Annotated in this window: 18 protein-coding genes; 7 read left to right on the forward strand and 11 right to left on the reverse strand. The window is 37.3% G+C overall.

Annotation, left to right across the window (positions count from 1 at the left end; all coding sequences use genetic code 11):
• Nucleotides 1-78 precede the first annotated feature (78 nt).
• The gene (locus tag AC0KUU_RS18295; protein ID WP_043981516.1) at nucleotides 79-681 is read right to left on the reverse strand and encodes an alpha/beta hydrolase; all 603 of its coding nucleotides are present in this window, start codon (nucleotides 679-681) and stop codon (nucleotides 79-81) included.
• 822 nt (nucleotides 682-1,503) lie between these two features.
• Between AC0KUU_RS18295 and AC0KUU_RS18300 the strand changes: the two genes are divergently transcribed.
• Entirely contained in the window at nucleotides 1,504-3,294 is a 1,791-nt protein-coding gene (locus AC0KUU_RS18300) for a transglycosylase domain-containing protein (protein ID WP_013083767.1), read from the forward strand.
• A 35-nt stretch (nucleotides 3,295-3,329) separates the two neighbouring features.
• Here AC0KUU_RS18300 and AC0KUU_RS18305 read toward each other — a convergent pair whose 3' ends face one another.
• A complete protein-coding gene (locus AC0KUU_RS18305) occupies nucleotides 3,330-4,661 on the reverse strand; it encodes a polysaccharide biosynthesis protein (RefSeq protein WP_013083768.1) in 1,332 nt (443 codons plus the stop codon).
• Nucleotides 4,662-4,955: 294 nt separating this feature from the next.
• On the reverse strand, nucleotides 4,956-5,873 hold the full coding sequence (locus AC0KUU_RS18310) for a DMT family transporter (protein WP_473452909.1): 918 nt from the start codon (nucleotides 5,871-5,873) through the stop codon (nucleotides 4,956-4,958).
• A gap of 150 nt (nucleotides 5,874-6,023) precedes the next feature.
• Here AC0KUU_RS18310 and AC0KUU_RS18315 point away from each other — a divergent pair, with 150 nt between their 5' ends.
• On the forward strand, nucleotides 6,024-7,400 hold the full coding sequence (locus tag AC0KUU_RS18315) for an aminotransferase-like domain-containing protein (protein WP_322552217.1): 1,377 nt from the start codon (nucleotides 6,024-6,026) through the stop codon (nucleotides 7,398-7,400).
• A 63-nt stretch (nucleotides 7,401-7,463) separates the two neighbouring features.
• On the opposite strand, the gene AC0KUU_RS18320 is transcribed toward AC0KUU_RS18315, so the two are convergent.
• Complete coding sequence (locus AC0KUU_RS18320; RefSeq protein ID WP_043981512.1) at nucleotides 7,464-7,862, reverse strand: FixH family protein; 399 nt, start codon at nucleotides 7,860-7,862, stop codon at nucleotides 7,464-7,466.
• A 150-nt stretch (nucleotides 7,863-8,012) separates the two neighbouring features.
• On the opposite strand from AC0KUU_RS18320, the gene AC0KUU_RS18325 reads away from it, so the two are divergent.
• A complete protein-coding gene (locus AC0KUU_RS18325; RefSeq protein ID WP_043981511.1) occupies nucleotides 8,013-8,591 on the forward strand; it encodes a hypothetical protein in 579 nt (192 codons plus the stop codon).
• 97 nt (nucleotides 8,592-8,688) lie between these two features.
• Complete coding sequence (locus AC0KUU_RS18330) at nucleotides 8,689-9,354, forward strand: type 1 glutamine amidotransferase domain-containing protein (protein ID WP_013083773.1); 666 nt, start codon at nucleotides 8,689-8,691, stop codon at nucleotides 9,352-9,354.
• 41 nt (nucleotides 9,355-9,395) lie between these two features.
• Here the strand turns inward: AC0KUU_RS18330 and AC0KUU_RS18335 are convergent, their stop codons facing one another.
• The gene (locus AC0KUU_RS18335) at nucleotides 9,396-11,123 is read right to left on the reverse strand and encodes an ABC transporter ATP-binding protein (RefSeq protein WP_322552218.1); all 1,728 of its coding nucleotides are present in this window, start codon (nucleotides 11,121-11,123) and stop codon (nucleotides 9,396-9,398) included.
• A 219-nt stretch (nucleotides 11,124-11,342) separates the two neighbouring features.
• On the opposite strand from AC0KUU_RS18335, the gene AC0KUU_RS18340 reads away from it, so the two are divergent.
• A complete protein-coding gene (locus AC0KUU_RS18340; protein WP_043981509.1) occupies nucleotides 11,343-11,543 on the forward strand; it encodes a hypothetical protein in 201 nt (66 codons plus the stop codon).
• Nucleotides 11,544-11,574: 31 nt separating this feature from the next.
• Here AC0KUU_RS18340 and AC0KUU_RS18345 read toward each other — a convergent pair whose 3' ends face one another.
• Nucleotides 11,575-12,636 (reverse strand): copper resistance D family protein, encoded by a 1,062-nt coding sequence (locus AC0KUU_RS18345; protein WP_230183470.1) that lies wholly within the window; start codon nucleotides 12,634-12,636, stop codon nucleotides 11,575-11,577.
• A 4-nt stretch (nucleotides 12,637-12,640) separates the two neighbouring features.
• Complete coding sequence (locus AC0KUU_RS18350; RefSeq protein WP_043981508.1) at nucleotides 12,641-13,201, reverse strand: copper resistance CopC family protein; 561 nt, start codon at nucleotides 13,199-13,201, stop codon at nucleotides 12,641-12,643.
• A gap of 282 nt (nucleotides 13,202-13,483) precedes the next feature.
• Here AC0KUU_RS18350 and AC0KUU_RS18355 point away from each other — a divergent pair, with 282 nt between their 5' ends.
• Entirely contained in the window at nucleotides 13,484-13,753 is a 270-nt protein-coding gene (locus tag AC0KUU_RS18355) for a CPCC family cysteine-rich protein (protein ID WP_013057680.1), read from the forward strand.
• A gap of 51 nt (nucleotides 13,754-13,804) precedes the next feature.
• Here AC0KUU_RS18355 and AC0KUU_RS18360 read toward each other — a convergent pair whose 3' ends face one another.
• The 3 genes from AC0KUU_RS18360 to AC0KUU_RS18370 all read right to left on the reverse strand — a co-directional run bounded on the left by AC0KUU_RS18360 (nucleotide 13,805) and on the right by AC0KUU_RS18370 (nucleotide 15,609).
• Complete coding sequence (locus tag AC0KUU_RS18360; RefSeq protein ID WP_043981507.1) at nucleotides 13,805-14,506, reverse strand: poly-gamma-glutamate hydrolase family protein; 702 nt, start codon at nucleotides 14,504-14,506, stop codon at nucleotides 13,805-13,807.
• 554 nt (nucleotides 14,507-15,060) lie between these two features.
• Nucleotides 15,061-15,234 (reverse strand): hypothetical protein, encoded by a 174-nt coding sequence (locus AC0KUU_RS18365; RefSeq protein WP_165574973.1) that lies wholly within the window; start codon nucleotides 15,232-15,234, stop codon nucleotides 15,061-15,063.
• A gap of 93 nt (nucleotides 15,235-15,327) precedes the next feature.
• A complete protein-coding gene (locus tag AC0KUU_RS18370) occupies nucleotides 15,328-15,609 on the reverse strand; it encodes a hypothetical protein (RefSeq protein WP_013057684.1) in 282 nt (93 codons plus the stop codon).
• 192 nt (nucleotides 15,610-15,801) lie between these two features.
• Between AC0KUU_RS18370 and AC0KUU_RS18375 the strand changes: the two genes are divergently transcribed.
• A complete protein-coding gene (locus AC0KUU_RS18375; protein WP_025751201.1) occupies nucleotides 15,802-16,254 on the forward strand; it encodes a Dps family protein in 453 nt (150 codons plus the stop codon).
• Nucleotides 16,255-16,276: 22 nt separating this feature from the next.
• On the opposite strand, the gene AC0KUU_RS18380 is transcribed toward AC0KUU_RS18375, so the two are convergent.
• Nucleotides 16,277-16,828, reverse strand: a complete 552-nt coding sequence (locus AC0KUU_RS18380; RefSeq protein WP_043981506.1) for a hypothetical protein — start codon at nucleotides 16,826-16,828, stop codon at nucleotides 16,277-16,279.
• Nucleotides 16,829-16,889 lie beyond the last annotated feature (61 nt).

Below are 16,889 nucleotides of genomic sequence, written 5' to 3' on the forward strand. Positions count from 1 at the left end.
TATCTATCTTTTGTATGATAACTGTCATTACTTTTTAAAAATAAAAAACTTCCCGCACGAGTGTGGAAAGTTTTTAAATTAAAATTTTGCTCGATACCATTTTTCAGCTGCTTCAATTTCTGTTCGTGTTAACTGATGGCCAAATGATTCCCAATGCACCTGTACGTCCGCTCCAGCTTTTTCTAAAAGCGCAGAAAGTTCTTCCGTTTCTGATGCTGGGCAAATAGGGTCGTTTGTGCCTGCGCCAATAAAGATAGAAGCGTCGGTCTTAGGCACTTCAATTCCTCTTCTTGGAACCATCGGATGAAGAAGAGCCGCCCCTTTTAAAGAATTCTCATAATGAAATAGCAAACTTCCTGCAATATTGGCACCATTTGAGTAGCCTACAGCTACGATGTTGTGTCGGTCGAATGAATATGTTTCAGCCGCTTCGTCTAAAAATTGATGAAGTTCTTTTGTGCGTTCAATTAAATCTTCTATATCAAATATTCCTTCTTGTAAACGTCTAAAGAAACGGGGCATTCCGTTTTCTAGTACATTTCCTCTTACAGATAATATGGAGCAAGAGGAATCAATCATATCCGCAACAGGGAGCAGATCTTGTTCTGTACCTCCTGTACCATGCAACAGCAATAAAGTCGGTTTCGTCTCGTCCGTTCCTTTTTTAAAAATATGTTTCACGTATATCCACTCCTTTTAAATATCTCGAATTAAAGATAATTTTATTATAAGAACTTTCGAAGCATTTGTAAAGGAACTACTGTCAAAGAAATACCTGTATGTTTTGCTGGCAGTATCACATAATACTGAATAACTTCATATGGCCATTGCTCATATGCAGCTAGGTATTTAATTCGTTTGACTTACAGGGTGGAAAGAAATATTCCACTTTTAGCTAAGTGCTCCCGTCAAAAGGTGGATAATGATTAAAACTCACCCGTCTTCCGTCATATAAAAAGTGCCCTAGTCTGATAAATTAGTTAATTTTTTCTTTATTTCGTTACTTTCAACAGATATCAGCATTTATACCCGAACGTACTGAATCTTATTTCGTATACGTGTTATAACAACTTTTTTCTATGAGAAACAGAACGTAAAATACCAGCTTGTTTTTTCATAAAGGGGAACAAAGCCCCGAATGGTGCTTTATACGACTTTATTTGACAAACACAAATTTATGGGTAAACTAAGTTCAGATGATTGTATTTCACTTCGTTTCAGTTTGATAAAAAAACGAAGCATCTGCGAGTAAGCAAAAAATAACTGCGTAAAGAGCTATTTATGTCAATCATCTTATACCCTAAAAACTTACCTGCACTTGAATAATAGCCTTTATTAAACTTAGCACGTCAGCTTGTGAACGTTAATACTTTATCACCCATCTCTCTGTTAAAAGATTGAATGGGCCAACAAACTTCAGCATTCTTTACATAACGACCTTGTAAAGACGAAGAATGTAGCTATGTGTGAACATGGAATTATTACTTAGTGGAGTGAACCAACATGAGGAAATTTATTTTAGCCTTTTTAGTCGTTGTTTTAATTGTAATGCTGGGAGTTACCTATGTATTAAAGCAATTTCAGCAAACGGCTGATTTATCTTACTCGAAACTGCAGTCGGTTCAAAGTACGGTAGTCTATGACAAGAATGACCGTAAGATTGACGAATTGTATAAAACCGTTCCCCGTCAAAATGTTTCGAGCAATGAAATTCCCGATTATGTAAAAATGGCGTTTGTTGCAACGGAAGACCGTCGCTTTTACAAGCATTTTGGGATTGATTTACAAGGTATTGGCCGCGCCCTTTTTAAGAACATTGTAACAATGAGTAAAGCTGAAGGCGCAAGTACCATTACACAGCAGTTAGCAAGAAACCTTTACTTATCTAGTGATAAGACCATTAAACGTAAAGTAGATGAAATGTTTCTATCACTAGGCTTAGAAAGACAATTTACAAAAGATCAAATTTTGGAATTATATTTAAATCAAATTTATTTCGGAAGCGGTGTATATGGTATTGGTGCAGCTTCTCAGCTTTATTTTAATAAGCCTGTATCAGATTTAACCGTAGGCGAAGCTGCGCTTTTAGCGGGACTGCCAAAAGCGCCGAGTACGTATTCACCAAGCAATAGTACAGAAAAAGCGACAGCCCGACGAAACGTTGTATTGAAACTGATGCATGACCAAAACGTTATTAGCGATACTCAGTATCAGCAAGCGTTAAACGAACGTGTAGTCAAGCCTAGTGTTCCTGTTAAAAAACCGAACTCCAATCAAGCATTTATTGATTATGTAATTAAAGAAGCTGCTCAACAGTATGGCGTATCTGCTGATGACCTTTATAAGGGTGGTTATGCCATTTATACAGATTTAGATCCTAATTTACAGGAATCGATTAATAACTCTGTAGCAAATCATACGTTCCGAGATGATGACATCAACAGCAAAGTAGAGGTTGGGATTTCAGCTGTTAACCCTAAAACAGGTGGAATCTCAGCGATGTATGGAGGACGCAGCTATGAGCGAAACGGCTTAAACCGTGCTACAAGCGGATATCAGCTTGGTTCAGCTATTAAGCCGTTAGCCGTATACGGTCCAGCCTTAGAAACTGGAGATTATACGCCAACTTCACTCTTAAGTGACGAACGACAAGACTTTGGCGGTGGATATAGCCCTAAAAACGCAGAAGGTGAATATCAAAAGCATGTGACAATGCGTGAAGCACTTACCCGTTCACTTAACGTTCCAGCTGTTTGGCTTTTAAAACAAATTGGTATTGATACAAGCGCAAAATTCATGGAAAAAGCTGGACTTCCGCTTGAAGATGACGATAAGTCAAAATTAGGGCTTGCTCTTGGAGGAACGACCACAACGTTCTCTCCCCTTCAGTTAGCACAAGGATATACTACTTTTGCTAACAAAGGCGTCATGACTAAGCCGTACGCAATTCGAAAAATTGAGATGCGCGACGGTGAAGTGAAAAAGCCAGACATTCAAACAGAGCAAGTAATGAGTGAAGAAAATGCAGATACAATGACATCCATGTTGCAAGATGTGATTGAAAAAAGCTATGGAACAGGTGTTAACGCTCGTTCTTCACGAGATGCTGCAGGTAAAACCGGTACAACCAACGATGTCAAAGATGCTTGGTTTGTCGGGTATACCGATGATGCAGTCGTTTCTATCCACGCTGGCTTTGATAATGCTAATTCTACGCAAACAACGAAATACTTATCAGGGGGCGGCGGACAAGACCCTGCTACACTGTTTAGCTCTATTATGAATAACTGGTAACCAAAAAACCTCCAACTTCACTGTTGGAGGTTTTTTTAAGATAAATGCGTTTTATGTTTAAGTGAAAAAAAGGAAACGTTAATGACTTTGCAAATCGTTACATAATGCAGAACGGTCAGGACAACCACGCCACAGTTCATCCCGATAATAATTCCCTGCATGCCAATATTTGTTTGTGATCCTAAGAAAAACATCAGGGAAAAAGATACAATATGAGACCAAATCGTATGATAAAAAGCATCTTTTACATAGCCAAGGCCAATTAAATAAGCTTGAAGCGGGACGGCAAAGAAGTGAAAAAGAAAATACGGCCATAAAGCCTTTAGGTAGTACACGGCTTCTGTAGAATGAAAAAACAAGTTAGTAAGCGGCTCAGCAAAGAAATACATCGCCACTATAGACGGAATCCCATATAAAAATGTCATTTGCATACTTTGAGTCAAAAGTCTTTGAAGCTGTTCTTCCTGATTTTTCGCATGAGCTTCAGATACAGCAGGTATTAGTGCTACTAAAAGAGAATGAGCAAAGAAAGCCGGAAAAAAGCCAATCGACATCGCTACCCCTGTTAGCATACCAAAATGCTGCGTTGCCCCGGTTAAAGTCATACCCGATAAAACGAGCGCGTGTTTGATTAAAAACGGCTGAATAGCATTACATACCGCATTAAATAAACGCAGTCCCGTGGTCGGAAGTGAGACACCTAACAGCTTTTTCCGAATCTCACTTGGAGAAAGCAGAGGTCTGTGCCCTCTTGATAAAACACTTAACTGGGTAACATACGTGATAAAAAAATAAAGCAAAATAACAGCTTCGGTCCCAATTAGCGTACAAATCGCAATAAACAGCGACATTTTAACATCTGTGAAAGCAAACATTTGAAAAACAATAAATAAAATCGTTAGCTGAAAGGCTTTGCGGATAAAATTAGACACAGCGATAGTCGTCATGTTATTTTTACCCGTAAAATATCCACGAAGCACCGCTGAAAACGAAACAACCGGAATGAAACATAGTACAACCCATTTTAAATAAGGATGATAGTGACTAAAAAATGGAAAGGCTGCTAATACGGCCAGTGTAATAAAAAAGATTCCCAAGCTCACAGCAGTCGCAAAAATGGTGGCATGCTTCATCATATGCTGATGTTCTTTGCGATGATGTTCAGCCAAAAATTTAGAAATAGAAATAGGCAGTTCTAAGTTGGCTACGGTAGCAATAAGAAAAATGATAGGAAGAACCGTCATGTACATACCCATGCCTTCCCTTCCTAATTCTCTAGCAAGTACCATATTTACAAGAAATTCAATTAACTCTCCTGCAAAGGCAGCACCTGCTAGAATAAACGTTCCTTTCAAAAAAGTGTTCATCTCGTTATCTCCTCTATCTCCCGTCCTTTTTCATCACTACCTCTTCTCTCTATGTATATGACAAGCCCAATACGAATTATTTGTCTAATTGTATTTTTTCGGTGTACAAGTTCTTGTATAATGTTCAACCTATGTGAAAAAAAACCGTTATATACCTTTTTCATATAGGAAATTCATTCATTTCTTATACTTTGACTCTTGAGACTTACATAGGAAAACAGGAGACTGAATGAACCTGGCGATTGCTAACGGGAATAGAGCATGTGGTTTTAATATAACAAATTCACATATCAGTTAAGCTTCTTTATTCACTATTTTCTGTGGATGCACTTCTTTTTTTGACACCGAAGCGTTTTTGCCTAGTACAACCGAAAAGACAACAATTATTGCTGTAGCAAGAGTAAAAAGTGTAATTGTTTCACCTAGAAATAGAGCTGCAAACAAAATCATTAAAAATGGCTGTAAATATTGAACCTGGCTAACTCTGGCTATTCCACCCATAGCCATCCCGCTGTACCAAGCAACGTATGCTAAAAATTGACTCACTACTGAGAGATAAATCAAACTAACCCACGCTTGTAAAGGCGCATGGAGCATTTCAGCTGTAATGCTTAGTCCTACTGGAACCATAAAAAATGGTGCACCGATGATAATGGCCCAAGCAATTACTTGCCAGCTGCCTAATCCTCTTGCTAACACCCCTCCTTCTGCATAGCTCAGTCCAAGTATCAGCACCGCTGCTAGTAAAGCTGCATCAGCAAACTGCAGTTGACCGAATCCAAGGTGAAGAGCATACACGATAACAGCTGCCGAACCGATTATACTTGAGACCCAGAATTTTAAAGAAGGGCGTTCACCCCCTCTAAACATCGCAAAACCGGCTGTGGCTAATAGTAAAAGAGCGAGTTCAACCGCTCCGTGAGAAACAGGCAATGATTTCATTGCCCAGGAAGTGAGCAGAGGAAACCCTAAAACTGCGCCTAAAGCGACGATCAGCAGACTTTTAAATTGGCGGAGAGAAGGGAATTTTTCTTTTCGTACAATCAATATCACAGCTACTAAAACAGCAGCTATAGCTGTTCTTCCTAAACCGGCGACTGTCGTTCCGAAATACTTGACTGCAATGCTTGTAGAAGGAAGGGTTAAGCTAAAACAGATAACGCCTATTAACCCCAACAATAAGCCCATTTTCTCTCTACTTTCTTTTTGCATCTTACCCTACCCCTGTCTTTTTATTTTTCAGAACTATACCATTTTTCTAAAAAAAGTTCTGATATAATTAAAAGGATAGCGCAGGACAACTAGTAAAATAAATCATTCTTTTACCTATCTGTACGGGTACAAATTAAAGGAGTATGACCTATGAGTTTGAAATATCTGAAAATCATGGAAGAAATTAAGCTTGGCCTAGCAAATGGATCGCTTATTGCAGGTGGTAAACTCCCTTCTGTTCGCCGACTCTCTCAACATTTTTCGTGCAGCAAGAATACCGTTATCAAAGCGTACAGTGAACTAGAAAAAGAGCATTTAATTTATTCTGTTCCTAAAAGCGGCTACTACGTTGTGGCAGAATTTCAACATAGGACGAATGAAAATGAAGTGATTGATTTCTTGTCTGCTGGTCCAGATAAAAACGTTATGCCTTATCTTGAATTTCAGCATTGTATAAACCAAGCGATTGAACACTACAAAGAAGAGCTTTTTACATACTCTGATCAACAAGGCTCTTACTCATTGCGGGTACAGTTAGTGAAACACTTGCAGAACCTACAGGTGTTCACTCAAGCTGAAAGGTTAGTTATTGTATCCGGGTCTCAGCAAGCTCTTCATTTACTAGTTTCTATGCCCTTTCCAAATGGAAAAAATAATATCCTAATTGAACAGCCCACTTATTTCGGTTTTATCGAGTCTCTTACGCTGCACCAAGCTACTACTTTTGGGATCGAGCTATCGATGAAAGGTATTGATCTTGATCGTTTGGAGTACATTTTTCGAAATAATGATATAAAATTTTTCTACATTATTCCAAGATTTCACAACCCTCTTGGGCATTGTTATACAAATTTCGAGAAGAAAAAAATCGTGGAGCTAGCCGAAAAATACGATGTATATATAGTGGAAGATGACTTTTTGGGCGATCTTGATCCCGATGCAAAATCAGATCCTTTATTTTCTTTTAATCCTTGTGGACGAGTTATTTACATTAAAAGCTTTTCGAAAATCTTTCTTCCTGGGTTACGTATTGCTGCTGTCGTGCTTCCTTCGTTAATGAATAGCGACTTTTTACGATATAAATTCAGTTCAGATTTTAATAGTTCAGCGCTTTCCCAAGGTGCTCTTGAAATTTATTTAAAAAGCGGCATGTTTACAAGTCATCTTAAAAAGATAAAAGAGGTATACCATACCAAAATGCAAACTCTTGTAGAAGCATGTGATTTACTGCTACCCCCTCATACACATTTTTCTAAACCAACTTCAGGATTCTATTTATCCATTAGTTTGCCTGAGCATGTGACAGCAAAGCAGATCGTTCACATGCTAAACGAGCAGCACATATATGTTGATGATGCTTCTAGATTTTTTTTACCAGAATACAAACGAGACACTCTTCTCCGATTAAGCATCTCACAAGTAAATACGAATACGATCAAACGAGGAATTGAACAGCTGGCTCAGTGCATTACTTTAATTGATGATAGAAAACATCATCCTATTCCAAATAACCTTTTCCCCTTGTAGAATGGGAATTCAATGGACATACTAAACGAAAAGAAGCCAAGGAATTAGCATCCTTGACTTTTTTTATTTAACCGTAACGGTTATAAGAGGCATGTTATGCGTCCCTTTTGCAGAAACATGTGATTGCACGGTATATGTACCAGGCTCAGAGAAAGATGTTTGTATTTCATATACACCTTCTCCTATTTGTTTAGGCTTTAACATCTTCCCTTTCCCTTCACCATCTTTTTTCTCTATTTCAAATTCAATCATTTCAACATCATCATTTTTTACTTTTTCGTCTCCATACGTAACTTCGACTTTGTAGATACCGCTTTCATTTTTCCGTAACGCCTCTGGGCCTTGAAGATTTACGTCCAACGGTTTTGGCTGCTCAGCATTTGTGCTTTGAGCAGGTTCCTGACCACAGGCCGTTAAAAGTAAACAAAGACTGATTATAAATATACTTATTCTTTTTTTCATGTATTCATCTCCTTTTTAAACCCTTTGTTTAACTATAACGCGTATTGCAAAGAAAAAAATGAATTTTTCTAAAAAAGAAGGATTTTTAAAGAATTTTTAAGAAAAAAAGTTCATACTGATACTAACTAGTTTTTTCCAAGGAGGAAGAAAATGAATTCAGCTAAATCTCCAGCTAAAAAATCATGGCTACAGACATTAATCAAAAATAAAAATGAGCGCAAAAAAGTGATCTTTATCTTTACTATCTCTTTTTTACTAGTTGTAGCAGGGCTTATTTATATCCCTATTTATAAACATTCCCTTCCAATCGATTCTAAAATATATGAAGGGAATTTTAAAGAGCTTGGTTCAATCGCACGAATTGGTTTTTTTGCAGCTTTAGCCATTTATCCAATTTTTTTATTATTAAAATGGAAACCGTTATCGGACATAAAAAAAGGGAATTTTGAGTTAAAACCGCTTATCCAATTTTTAGCCAAGTATGTTCGTCAGTGGCACGTTCCCATTGCTCTTATATCAACGGCCTTGATTATTTTACATGGTTATATGGCTTTAATAAAAGGATTTCAAGCAAATTTTACGTACTTTTCAGGAATTATTACAATGGCTGTTCTAGCTTGTTTACTCGTGATGGGCGTGAAGCGCTATAAGCGTACAGATAAAAAGTGGCATCTTAAATTTGCTATCTCTTTTTTGGTTTTGTTTATGATTCACGCTACCTTTTCATAACTTGCCATTGTTTAAAGTTTTTTTATATAGGGTACAGTTCACAATGAATACATGATATGTATCACTATACGTTTTACATCATTTAGGAGGTATAAACATGGCAAGAGTGTTAGCTGTATTATCAAGCGGATACGAAGAGAAAGATTATCACACAGGTTGGTGGGCAGAAGAATTATTTGCTCCGCTGCAAAAGCTTGAGGACGCAGGGCACACCGTTGATTTAGCCTCACCTTTTGGAGGTAAGCCGGAAGTAGACGTTCGAAGTATTTCAGAAGACTTTGATCCAGACGGAACGTATAAAAAATTATATGAATCAGGAAGAGCGGATCAGACAATGAAACTTGAAGAAGTAGATGCTGAGAACTATGACGTTATCTTAGTAGTAGGCGGCCACGGCGCTATGTTTGACTTAGCAAAAAATGTGGACTTGCATGCACTTATGAACAAAGTGTACGACAATGGAGGTATTTTAGCAGCTGAGTGTCACGGACCTTCTGTTTTTGCTTTCTTGAAAGGATCCGATGATGAACTGTTAATTAAAGGACTAGACGTAACCGGTTATCCTGATGAAATTGAACCGGAAGAAGTACTTCCCTTTTTACCATACAGTTTAGAACAAGAACTTCGTGAAGTGGCTAACTACATCCCTGAGATGGATAAAAAAGCATATGCTGTTTGGGCAAATGATCAAATTGTCACAAGCCGAGATCCTTTTTCTTCTGAGTTAATGGGTGATGAATTAGTTAAAAAGCTAAATAAATAAACTAAAAAAAGACTGCTTAAAAGCGGTCTTTTTTGTTTGTTCTATAGGGATGTTTGAAACTGCTGCTCTACCAAACGCCGGTAAAAAGAATGAGAGGCTAACAACTCTTTATGCGTTCCGCTTCCTGTAACCTGCCCTTCTTCTATTACAACAATTTGGTCCGCATTGATGACCGTAGATAGACGATGTGCAATGACGAGTGATGTGCGTTCTTTCATTACCGTTTCCAATGACTCTTGCACAAGCTTTTCTGATTCGGAGTCTAAGCTAGCTGTCGCTTCGTCCAGTAGTAAAAACTGGGGATTGCGTAACAGCGCTCGGGCAATTGCAATACGCTGTCGCTGTCCTCCTGAGAGATTAATACCTCTTTCTCCAATCATTGTTTCATATTGATCTTCAAAGGACTGAATGAAATGATGAGCATTCGCTAACTTCGCTGCTTCTTCTATTTCTTCATCCGTCACATGCCGCTCTAATCCGTAAATGAGATTTTCTCGAATTGTTCCTGCTAAAATCGGAGAATCCTGCTGAACATAGCTAAACAGGTGACGCCACGAACGTAAGTTGACGTTTTGACTGTCTGTTCCATCCAAGAATATGCGCCCCGATGAAGGCTCATAAAAGCGTTCGATAAGCGAAAAAACAGTAGATTTTCCAGCTCCGCTAGGTCCAACAAAAGCGGTAACTTCTCCTTTTTTAGCAGAAAATGAAACTTCCTGCAATACTGGTTTATCTTCATATTGAAAAGCAACTTTATCGAACCTTAAACTCCCTACCTGTTCAAGCACTTCTCCATTTTCATAGTTCTCTTCTTTCTCAGCTAATATATCAAAGATTCTTTCTGAAGCTCCTTTAGTTTGCTGAAAGCTAGTAACAAATCGGGTAAGTGAACCAACCGGAACCATAATTTGAAAAAGGTAAAGAACAAAAGCTACCAGCTCTCCTGCAGTGATAAATCCCTCACTCACACGGTATGCACCAAACCCGACGATGGCAATCATAACAGCGGTCATCACCGTGCTAATAATCGGGGTAATGATGGCTTCAATTTTAGCTCTCTTTACACCGAAGAGGTAGAGTGACTGAAACGATTGTAAGCCGGAATCAACTTCTTTTTTCTCTGAACCGGATACTTTAATCAAGCGGATTTCACTCAGCATTTGAGCTAAAAAAGCTGTAAGCTTAGACATTTTATCCTGCTGCTCACGTGAAATTTTATGTATTTTTCGCGCTAGGGGCATAACCAGTACAAACATAACGGGAATGACCGCTAATAAAATGAGCGTCATGGGTACATCAAGTGTAAATAAAATAACAATGGCAACGATAATAGATAAAATATTTTTAACAAAGTCAATCATTTCTGTTGACAATAAATTCATCACAATGGTTGTATCATTTGTAATGCGGCTTACCATTTCACCGGAACGGTTTTGGTCGTAAAATGAAACCGGAAGCTTTATGAGCTTGTTCCACACTTTATGTCTGAGTTCTTTTACAACACCTTGTCCTACTTGAGCAAGGAGATAAAGAGATACTGCGCTTGTTACCATTTGAGCAGCAAATAAACCAAGGAGTCCTGTTATAAGCTGCAGGGAGACGCCTACTGCAATTTTCTCCATCACTTCTTTAATGACAAGAGGGATAGAAAGCGACGCTCCGGTATTAATTAAGGCCAGTATGAACGAAATGAGTAGCTTTCCTGTCGGAGGGTTCGTTAGCAACCATAATTTTTTAAATGAAAAATGAATTCCTTTTTGCGTATTCATCTTAGTTCCTTTCTAATTCTTTTAATAGGTGGTATACACACTTTAGGCAGACACCACACACTTTACCTTCAAAGTTCTATCTTATTTTACACCATTTCCTTTCTCAACCTGAACTTCTAAGCTTTTACCTGTTTTTCAAACTCGTCTATACGAAAATGACAAGCTGGTCATATACTATGGTACACTGAATTCTTTTACTAGATGAGAGGTTGAATAAGGATGTCTGTTTATATTAAATCTATTTCTATTGGAACAATTTCTGGCGGGATCGTTATTTTTGGAAACGTAGGAAATATATCGCCTCCAAGCGGCTCTACGTCCGGCTCTGGTTCTAGCTCTAGCTCTGGTTCTAATTCCCAAATGCCGATGCCTCCTTCTCCGGGAAAAGGCCCGAGAGATAATACAGCTTTTAATGGCTAATAAAAAAACAGTGAGATATTTCTCACTGTTTTTAGACTTGAATACTTGTCATCATCGCAATATAAAAAGCAAAAACAAACAAACCCGCACTTAATACGCTAAGCCATACTGTCTTTTTGTAAAAACAAATAAGTAAATACACAAAAAACAGCAGTGCGACAAATAAGAATAGGATTCCTACAATTGTTACGTGAAACGTTAGAGGAAGCGTCACTTGTTTCCCATAGATAAACGGAAGAATCGATGAATCCATTGCCATATGACTTATATTAGTTGGCGGCGATTGCGTTACCATGATAGCTGTAAATAAAAAAATGATAAGCAAAATAATGCTTTCTGCTCGAATCCACATCACGGGCTTATATTCTGGATGTTTTATCGTTTTTCTCATAAGAAAGCCATTGATGACGGCAAATGCAAGCAGCGGAATAATCGTAATATGCTTTAGCAAAAGAGACTGCCCGTAATCTGTAGCCCATGAATTTACATAGTTGGACAGACCCATGATAATGACCATCGAAATGAACCCACTTAATGAAAGAAGCACAAAACAAGCGATTGCAAAAGGAGTAAACCAGCTCAAGAAACTTTTCCAATTGGAGGTTTCTTTTGAAAAAGCGGCAACAATCAGAACCACCCCTCCCCACAGTCCAACTGCTAAAATATGAAGAGAATGAGAAAGCATGCCGCTAAGCGCAGAAGCGGATGCTGCGTGACTTGCGTAGGCGATTCCTCCCACCAAGGCTACAGTCAGTAATGTATACATATGAGGGTGGCTCTCTATTGAAACAGCAACCATACATAAAATAGCAATTAGCACAACAAAGATCCAGGCGTGTCCCGTTCTTGTTTCCAATAATACAAGACGAACTGTTTCACCTAACCCTCTTATTTTTGAAAAAGATAAAATAATCTCAAGCGAATTTCCAACCGAAAAAATAGCGACAGCCGCTGCACTTGCAAGTAGCCATCGCTTTGATAATAAAATTGTTGGCTTTTTTGTAAGCGGTACATATTGCAGTACGGCAAATCCTAATAATAAGGAAAGACCTACGTATGTGAACCACTCAAAAACAGGCAACAAAATACTCATCTTTTTAAGCCTTTTTCTTTCTGAAGATTAAGAGTAATGCTCCAACCACCACTACAATAGCAATAATCATGATAACAAAAAACGATGAAGAATCATTGTTCTCTGTTTTTTCATCATTTGCTACTGCACTTTTTTGGTGCTGTTCGGATTGCGTGGCGTCTTGCTTTTTTTCACTATCTTTTCCGGCTGCTTGAGTATTCTCTTCTTTCGCTTCATCTTTCACATCTACTTTAAAAGCAATCGAATCTTTCATTACATGACCATCTTCCCCTACAATTTCCCAGTCCACTGTGTAAGATCCGTTTTCAAGAGGCTGATCGAGAGAAGCTATTAAATCATGACCCTCTACTTTTTGCGATGCAAGTGAAATTTTTTGTCCATCTTTTGTAACAGTTACAGTACTGATTTTCTCGATGTGTGTTTCAAAGGTTAATTTAATTTCTTTTAGAGGAGCTGTAACAATTGCACCATTTTCCGGCACGGTTGTTTGCACATGTGTATGAGCAAAACTAACTGTCGGAACAGCTAGAAAGCATGCTAAAAGTAAACCTATTATTTTTTTCATATTTATGACTCCCTATCTCTTTTTTCTTTTTTCATCATATCCAAAAATGTTTTTATGTAGACGTTTCCGAACACGATCTATTTTCCTAGTAAGTGTACTCCTTTTTTACTCAGTCTCACAATAACTATTACCAATTCGTTATAAAATGTTCACAAATCCTAGGGAAGATGCGATGTAATTTTTTGAATATTCTTTCAGACTATCCTTGAATATAGTAAAATAGTTAAATAAGATGACTGACTTTTTTCTAGCTTAAAATCCCATACAGAAAGGATAGAAACAATGAAAAAGTATACATGCCCTTGCTGTGGTTATCAATCTTTAGACAGTGATGGTGACTATGATATTTGCGAGATATGTTTTTGGGAAGACGATCCGTACCAAAAGCTGAATGCCAACGAATTAGGAGCCAACTCTATTTCTTTAATAGAAGCTCAGGAAAATTTTATAGTTTATGGAGCGTGTAATAAAGAAAGCTTACAGCACGTGAGAAAGCCTTCTGTTCAAGATGTAAAAGATTTTAACTGGAAACCTATTATAAGTCACGAGTAGCAAAACTAGTTTATAAAAAAAGAATGCTTTCGCAAGCATTCTTTTTTTAATTCAGTAAGAAGTAGAAGCGAATGTAGAAAGCACATTTGTAAACCTATAAAAAGTTTGAGTTTTAGACGAAGCTCTTCCTTTTGCAGTGGATGAATGAAACATAGCACTTCGCAGCGGTTGGCTAATCTCTAATTGAATACTTTTCCCAGTACGATTTTTATTTGCAATATTTCCAGAGTTAATGCCTGCAATCTCATCGTGCCCTTTTGTAATCAGTTCGGCCGGAAATCCATTTTGATTTAATAACTGCGTTAATTTTTTTGCGCGCTCCCGATCAGTCCCGCCCACAAAAATATGTTTTTCGTTCCCAGAATACCCGTGAAGAGATAAAACATTATCATACTTGCTTACCATCTTACGCGCTGTGGGCTCATCAAAATGAGTGCTTGTGAGGTGCAGGTCTCGTGACCCTTTCGACTTTAACGATTCGAATAGATAAAGAGCATTTTGTTTGCCAAGCTCTTGGGCAATTTCGCTTGTCCCCCCTTCAATTCCTCCACCGTGTGGAGCAAAGATAAGGACAGAGCTTTTCGTTTCTTTGGTCGTCACTTTATAGCTAGCTGAAGACTCATTCTGTGAGAGCTGCTTGAAATTTTGATATTTATCAGTTGATGCACTAGATGTATCTTGAAAAGGTGAAATGAATAAAACGAGTAGACAGATACATAAGGTAGAGAAACTTACTAAATGATAGCTTTTCAATTTGTACTCCTGCTTTCTTTTGTGTAATAAGACCTAAAACATTAGGAACCTAAAAAATCCAAAAATAATATTTAAAGTAGTCTTATTTACTTATCGTTACAAATTGTAATTTATTTAATAGTTCTTAATACCTATTTATGCTGTTTAAAAAAACTTCAGCGCATATTCACTGAAGTTTTTTTACTTTTTTTGTTTTTATTTATTTAAAGCAAGCGCCAAACTAATTTTATCCAGCCAAAGAAGGCGATCCATAAAGGTATGCTCAAAGATGTTCCCCACGCTAAACCAATTAAGAAGTTTCCTCTTTCAATCATACAAACCACTCCTTATGAACATTGTAGGTGAACAAGTACCATTCTATACCTTCACTATAACAGAAAGCGCTTTCATTTGATAGTCACTTACACGTTTTTAGTGCTATATTCATACAGAAAACCGGATTCCAAGTAGATAAAGGGCGATATATAAGAAAATGAATAATTGCAAGGTGTAAAAGTATAATAATCTACTAAAAAAAAGAAACCTTCTTTGAAGGCTTCTTTTCTAGGTGTTTTTTATTGTTCGCCGCTGCGCTGCAAGCGATTCTCAATAAATAGGCGCTCAACAAATTTATTTAGCTGTGCTTGATACAAACGGCGCTCATCTAGCGATTTTGCGTCTTGTATTTGCTGCTTAAATCGTTTGATTTGCTGTCTTTGTTCAACCGTTACATGATGAGAAAGAAGCATAGGTCCCCCTCCATTTCACTAACGTTTAAATTAAGTAAACCAAGGTTTACCAAAACAAACAACAAACCTGTTAGCTTCTCTTACATACATTTTTTATTCAGCCTCTTTAGCCCCAACTAATGCTAAACCTGGACCGTACGGCGTTGTATGAACATCTAACATTAATTCATTTGTATAAGGCACAATAGAAGCTTCCATTGCTACCTGTACTCCATCGACTTCATACATTTCATCATTTTCAAAAGGCTCTTCAAAAGCTAACCCAATATTAGGGATTTCACAGCTAATTCCTTTGAAATACAAACGAATTCCTGTTATCTCCTGTTCTTCAAGTATATTGTTAATTAATTGTTTTGCTTCTGGTGTAATATGCATGACTAACCCTTCTTCCTTTCAATACTCTTGCTCTATCCTATCATATCTTTAGAGTTTTTAAAGAGAATAACTATGATTTAAAAGCATTCTTATTATTATTTAATAATTATTATAAATAAGTATTGATTTTAATTTGATATTTGATATAATATAAACATAAGATAACAACAACTCATTAGGAGGCTATTAACTATGAATTTAGAAAACGTACTGAACCAACAAATTGCCGATTTTAACGTATTGTATACGAAGCTACATCGCTTTCACTGGTATGTAAAAGGGCCTCAATTTTTTACGCTTCATGAAAAATTTGAAGAATTCTATAATGAGACGGCGGACTATATAGATGAATATGCAGAACGATTACTAGCCATTGGAGGAAGCCCAATTGCTACAATGAAGCAATTTTTGCAAGCAGCTACTCTTTCTGAAGATGGAAACGAGCAAACGAGTGAAGAAATGGTAGAAACCTTAATTAATGACTATACGCTACTTGTTAAAAACCTAAAAAATGCAGTTGAAAACGCTGAAGCAGCACACGATCACGTAACAGCTGACTTATTCATTGGAACAATCGGCAACATTGAAAAACATATTTGGATGCTAAAAGCTGCTTTACCTGTAAAAACATCCGTAAACGCATAAAAAGAGCCTAAGCGGCTCTTTTTTACGTTTGTTGATTTACTTTTTTTTGTCTTTGCAGCCACATAAAAAAAGACATATCATCGTGAATGTCATCTTCTAGCACAGCCTTATAGACATGATCACTCGTATAATAGCGATTATATCCGCTTTGCTGCTTGAAAAATAAAATGCATTCTCGCTTCTTTTCAGTGAAAAGTGATTTTAATAACTCTTGTTTCTCAACTTTGCCTTTCACGATATTTTCTGGAAGCACGGAAATATCAAGCTTCCACTCTTCTCCCTTCTGAATCATATACAGACTCCACTGATACTTATCTTTTTCATTAGTAAATATCATCTTATAAGGGCTAAAACGCTTTGTAAGCTGATACCCCATGTGAAAAATAGATTCTTCATCCATTTCATCATTTCCTACGTAAAAATTAATGATGCGATTTGTCATGACATTTAACTCAAAACTCTCCCCTGAGAGAAGACAACCATATTCTCTTAACAGATCCAATAAATGACTGGATACCACCAGTTGATTTGCTTCGTGTTTTAATTCACTTGAGTATGACAGCAGCTCATTCATGTTTTTTGATTCCCCTATCTATAGATCGTGAATTGTTATTGATATTCGCTTTTTTTTCATA

The organism is Priestia sp. ST2 (assembly GCF_055810735.1).

Excerpts from the sequence above, each read along its gene's own strand:
- AC0KUU_RS18300 (WP_013083767.1), top strand. The coding sequence starts at position 1,504 with ATGAGGAAATTTATTTTAGCCTTTTTAGTCGTTGTTTTAATTGTAATG.
- AC0KUU_RS18305 (WP_013083768.1), bottom strand. The coding sequence starts at position 4,661 with ATGAACACTTTTTTGAAAGGAACGTTTATTCTAGCAGGTGCTGCCTTT.
- AC0KUU_RS18310 (WP_473452909.1), bottom strand. The coding sequence starts at position 5,873 with ATGCAAAAAGAAAGTAGAGAGAAAATGGGCTTATTGTTGGGGTTAATA.
- AC0KUU_RS18315 (WP_322552217.1), top strand. The coding sequence starts at position 6,024 with ATGAGTTTGAAATATCTGAAAATCATGGAAGAAATTAAGCTTGGCCTA.
- AC0KUU_RS18320 (WP_043981512.1), bottom strand. The coding sequence starts at position 7,862 with ATGAAAAAAAGAATAAGTATATTTATAATCAGTCTTTGTTTACTTTTA.
- AC0KUU_RS18325 (WP_043981511.1), top strand. The coding sequence starts at position 8,013 with ATGAATTCAGCTAAATCTCCAGCTAAAAAATCATGGCTACAGACATTA.
- AC0KUU_RS18330 (WP_013083773.1), top strand. The coding sequence starts at position 8,689 with ATGGCAAGAGTGTTAGCTGTATTATCAAGCGGATACGAAGAGAAAGAT.
- AC0KUU_RS18335 (WP_322552218.1), bottom strand. The coding sequence starts at position 11,123 with ATGAATACGCAAAAAGGAATTCATTTTTCATTTAAAAAATTATGGTTG.
- AC0KUU_RS18340 (WP_043981509.1), top strand. The coding sequence starts at position 11,343 with ATGTCTGTTTATATTAAATCTATTTCTATTGGAACAATTTCTGGCGGG.
- AC0KUU_RS18345 (WP_230183470.1), bottom strand. The coding sequence starts at position 12,636 with ATGAGTATTTTGTTGCCTGTTTTTGAGTGGTTCACATACGTAGGTCTT.
- AC0KUU_RS18350 (WP_043981508.1), bottom strand. The coding sequence starts at position 13,201 with ATGAAAAAAATAATAGGTTTACTTTTAGCATGCTTTCTAGCTGTTCCG.
- AC0KUU_RS18355 (WP_013057680.1), top strand. The coding sequence starts at position 13,484 with ATGAAAAAGTATACATGCCCTTGCTGTGGTTATCAATCTTTAGACAGT.
- AC0KUU_RS18365 (WP_165574973.1), bottom strand. The coding sequence starts at position 15,234 with ATGCTTCTTTCTCATCATGTAACGGTTGAACAAAGACAGCAAATCAAA.
- AC0KUU_RS18370 (WP_013057684.1), bottom strand. The coding sequence starts at position 15,609 with ATGCATATTACACCAGAAGCAAAACAATTAATTAACAATATACTTGAA.
- AC0KUU_RS18375 (WP_025751201.1), top strand. The coding sequence starts at position 15,802 with ATGAATTTAGAAAACGTACTGAACCAACAAATTGCCGATTTTAACGTA.
- AC0KUU_RS18380 (WP_043981506.1), bottom strand. The coding sequence starts at position 16,828 with ATGAATGAGCTGCTGTCATACTCAAGTGAATTAAAACACGAAGCAAAT.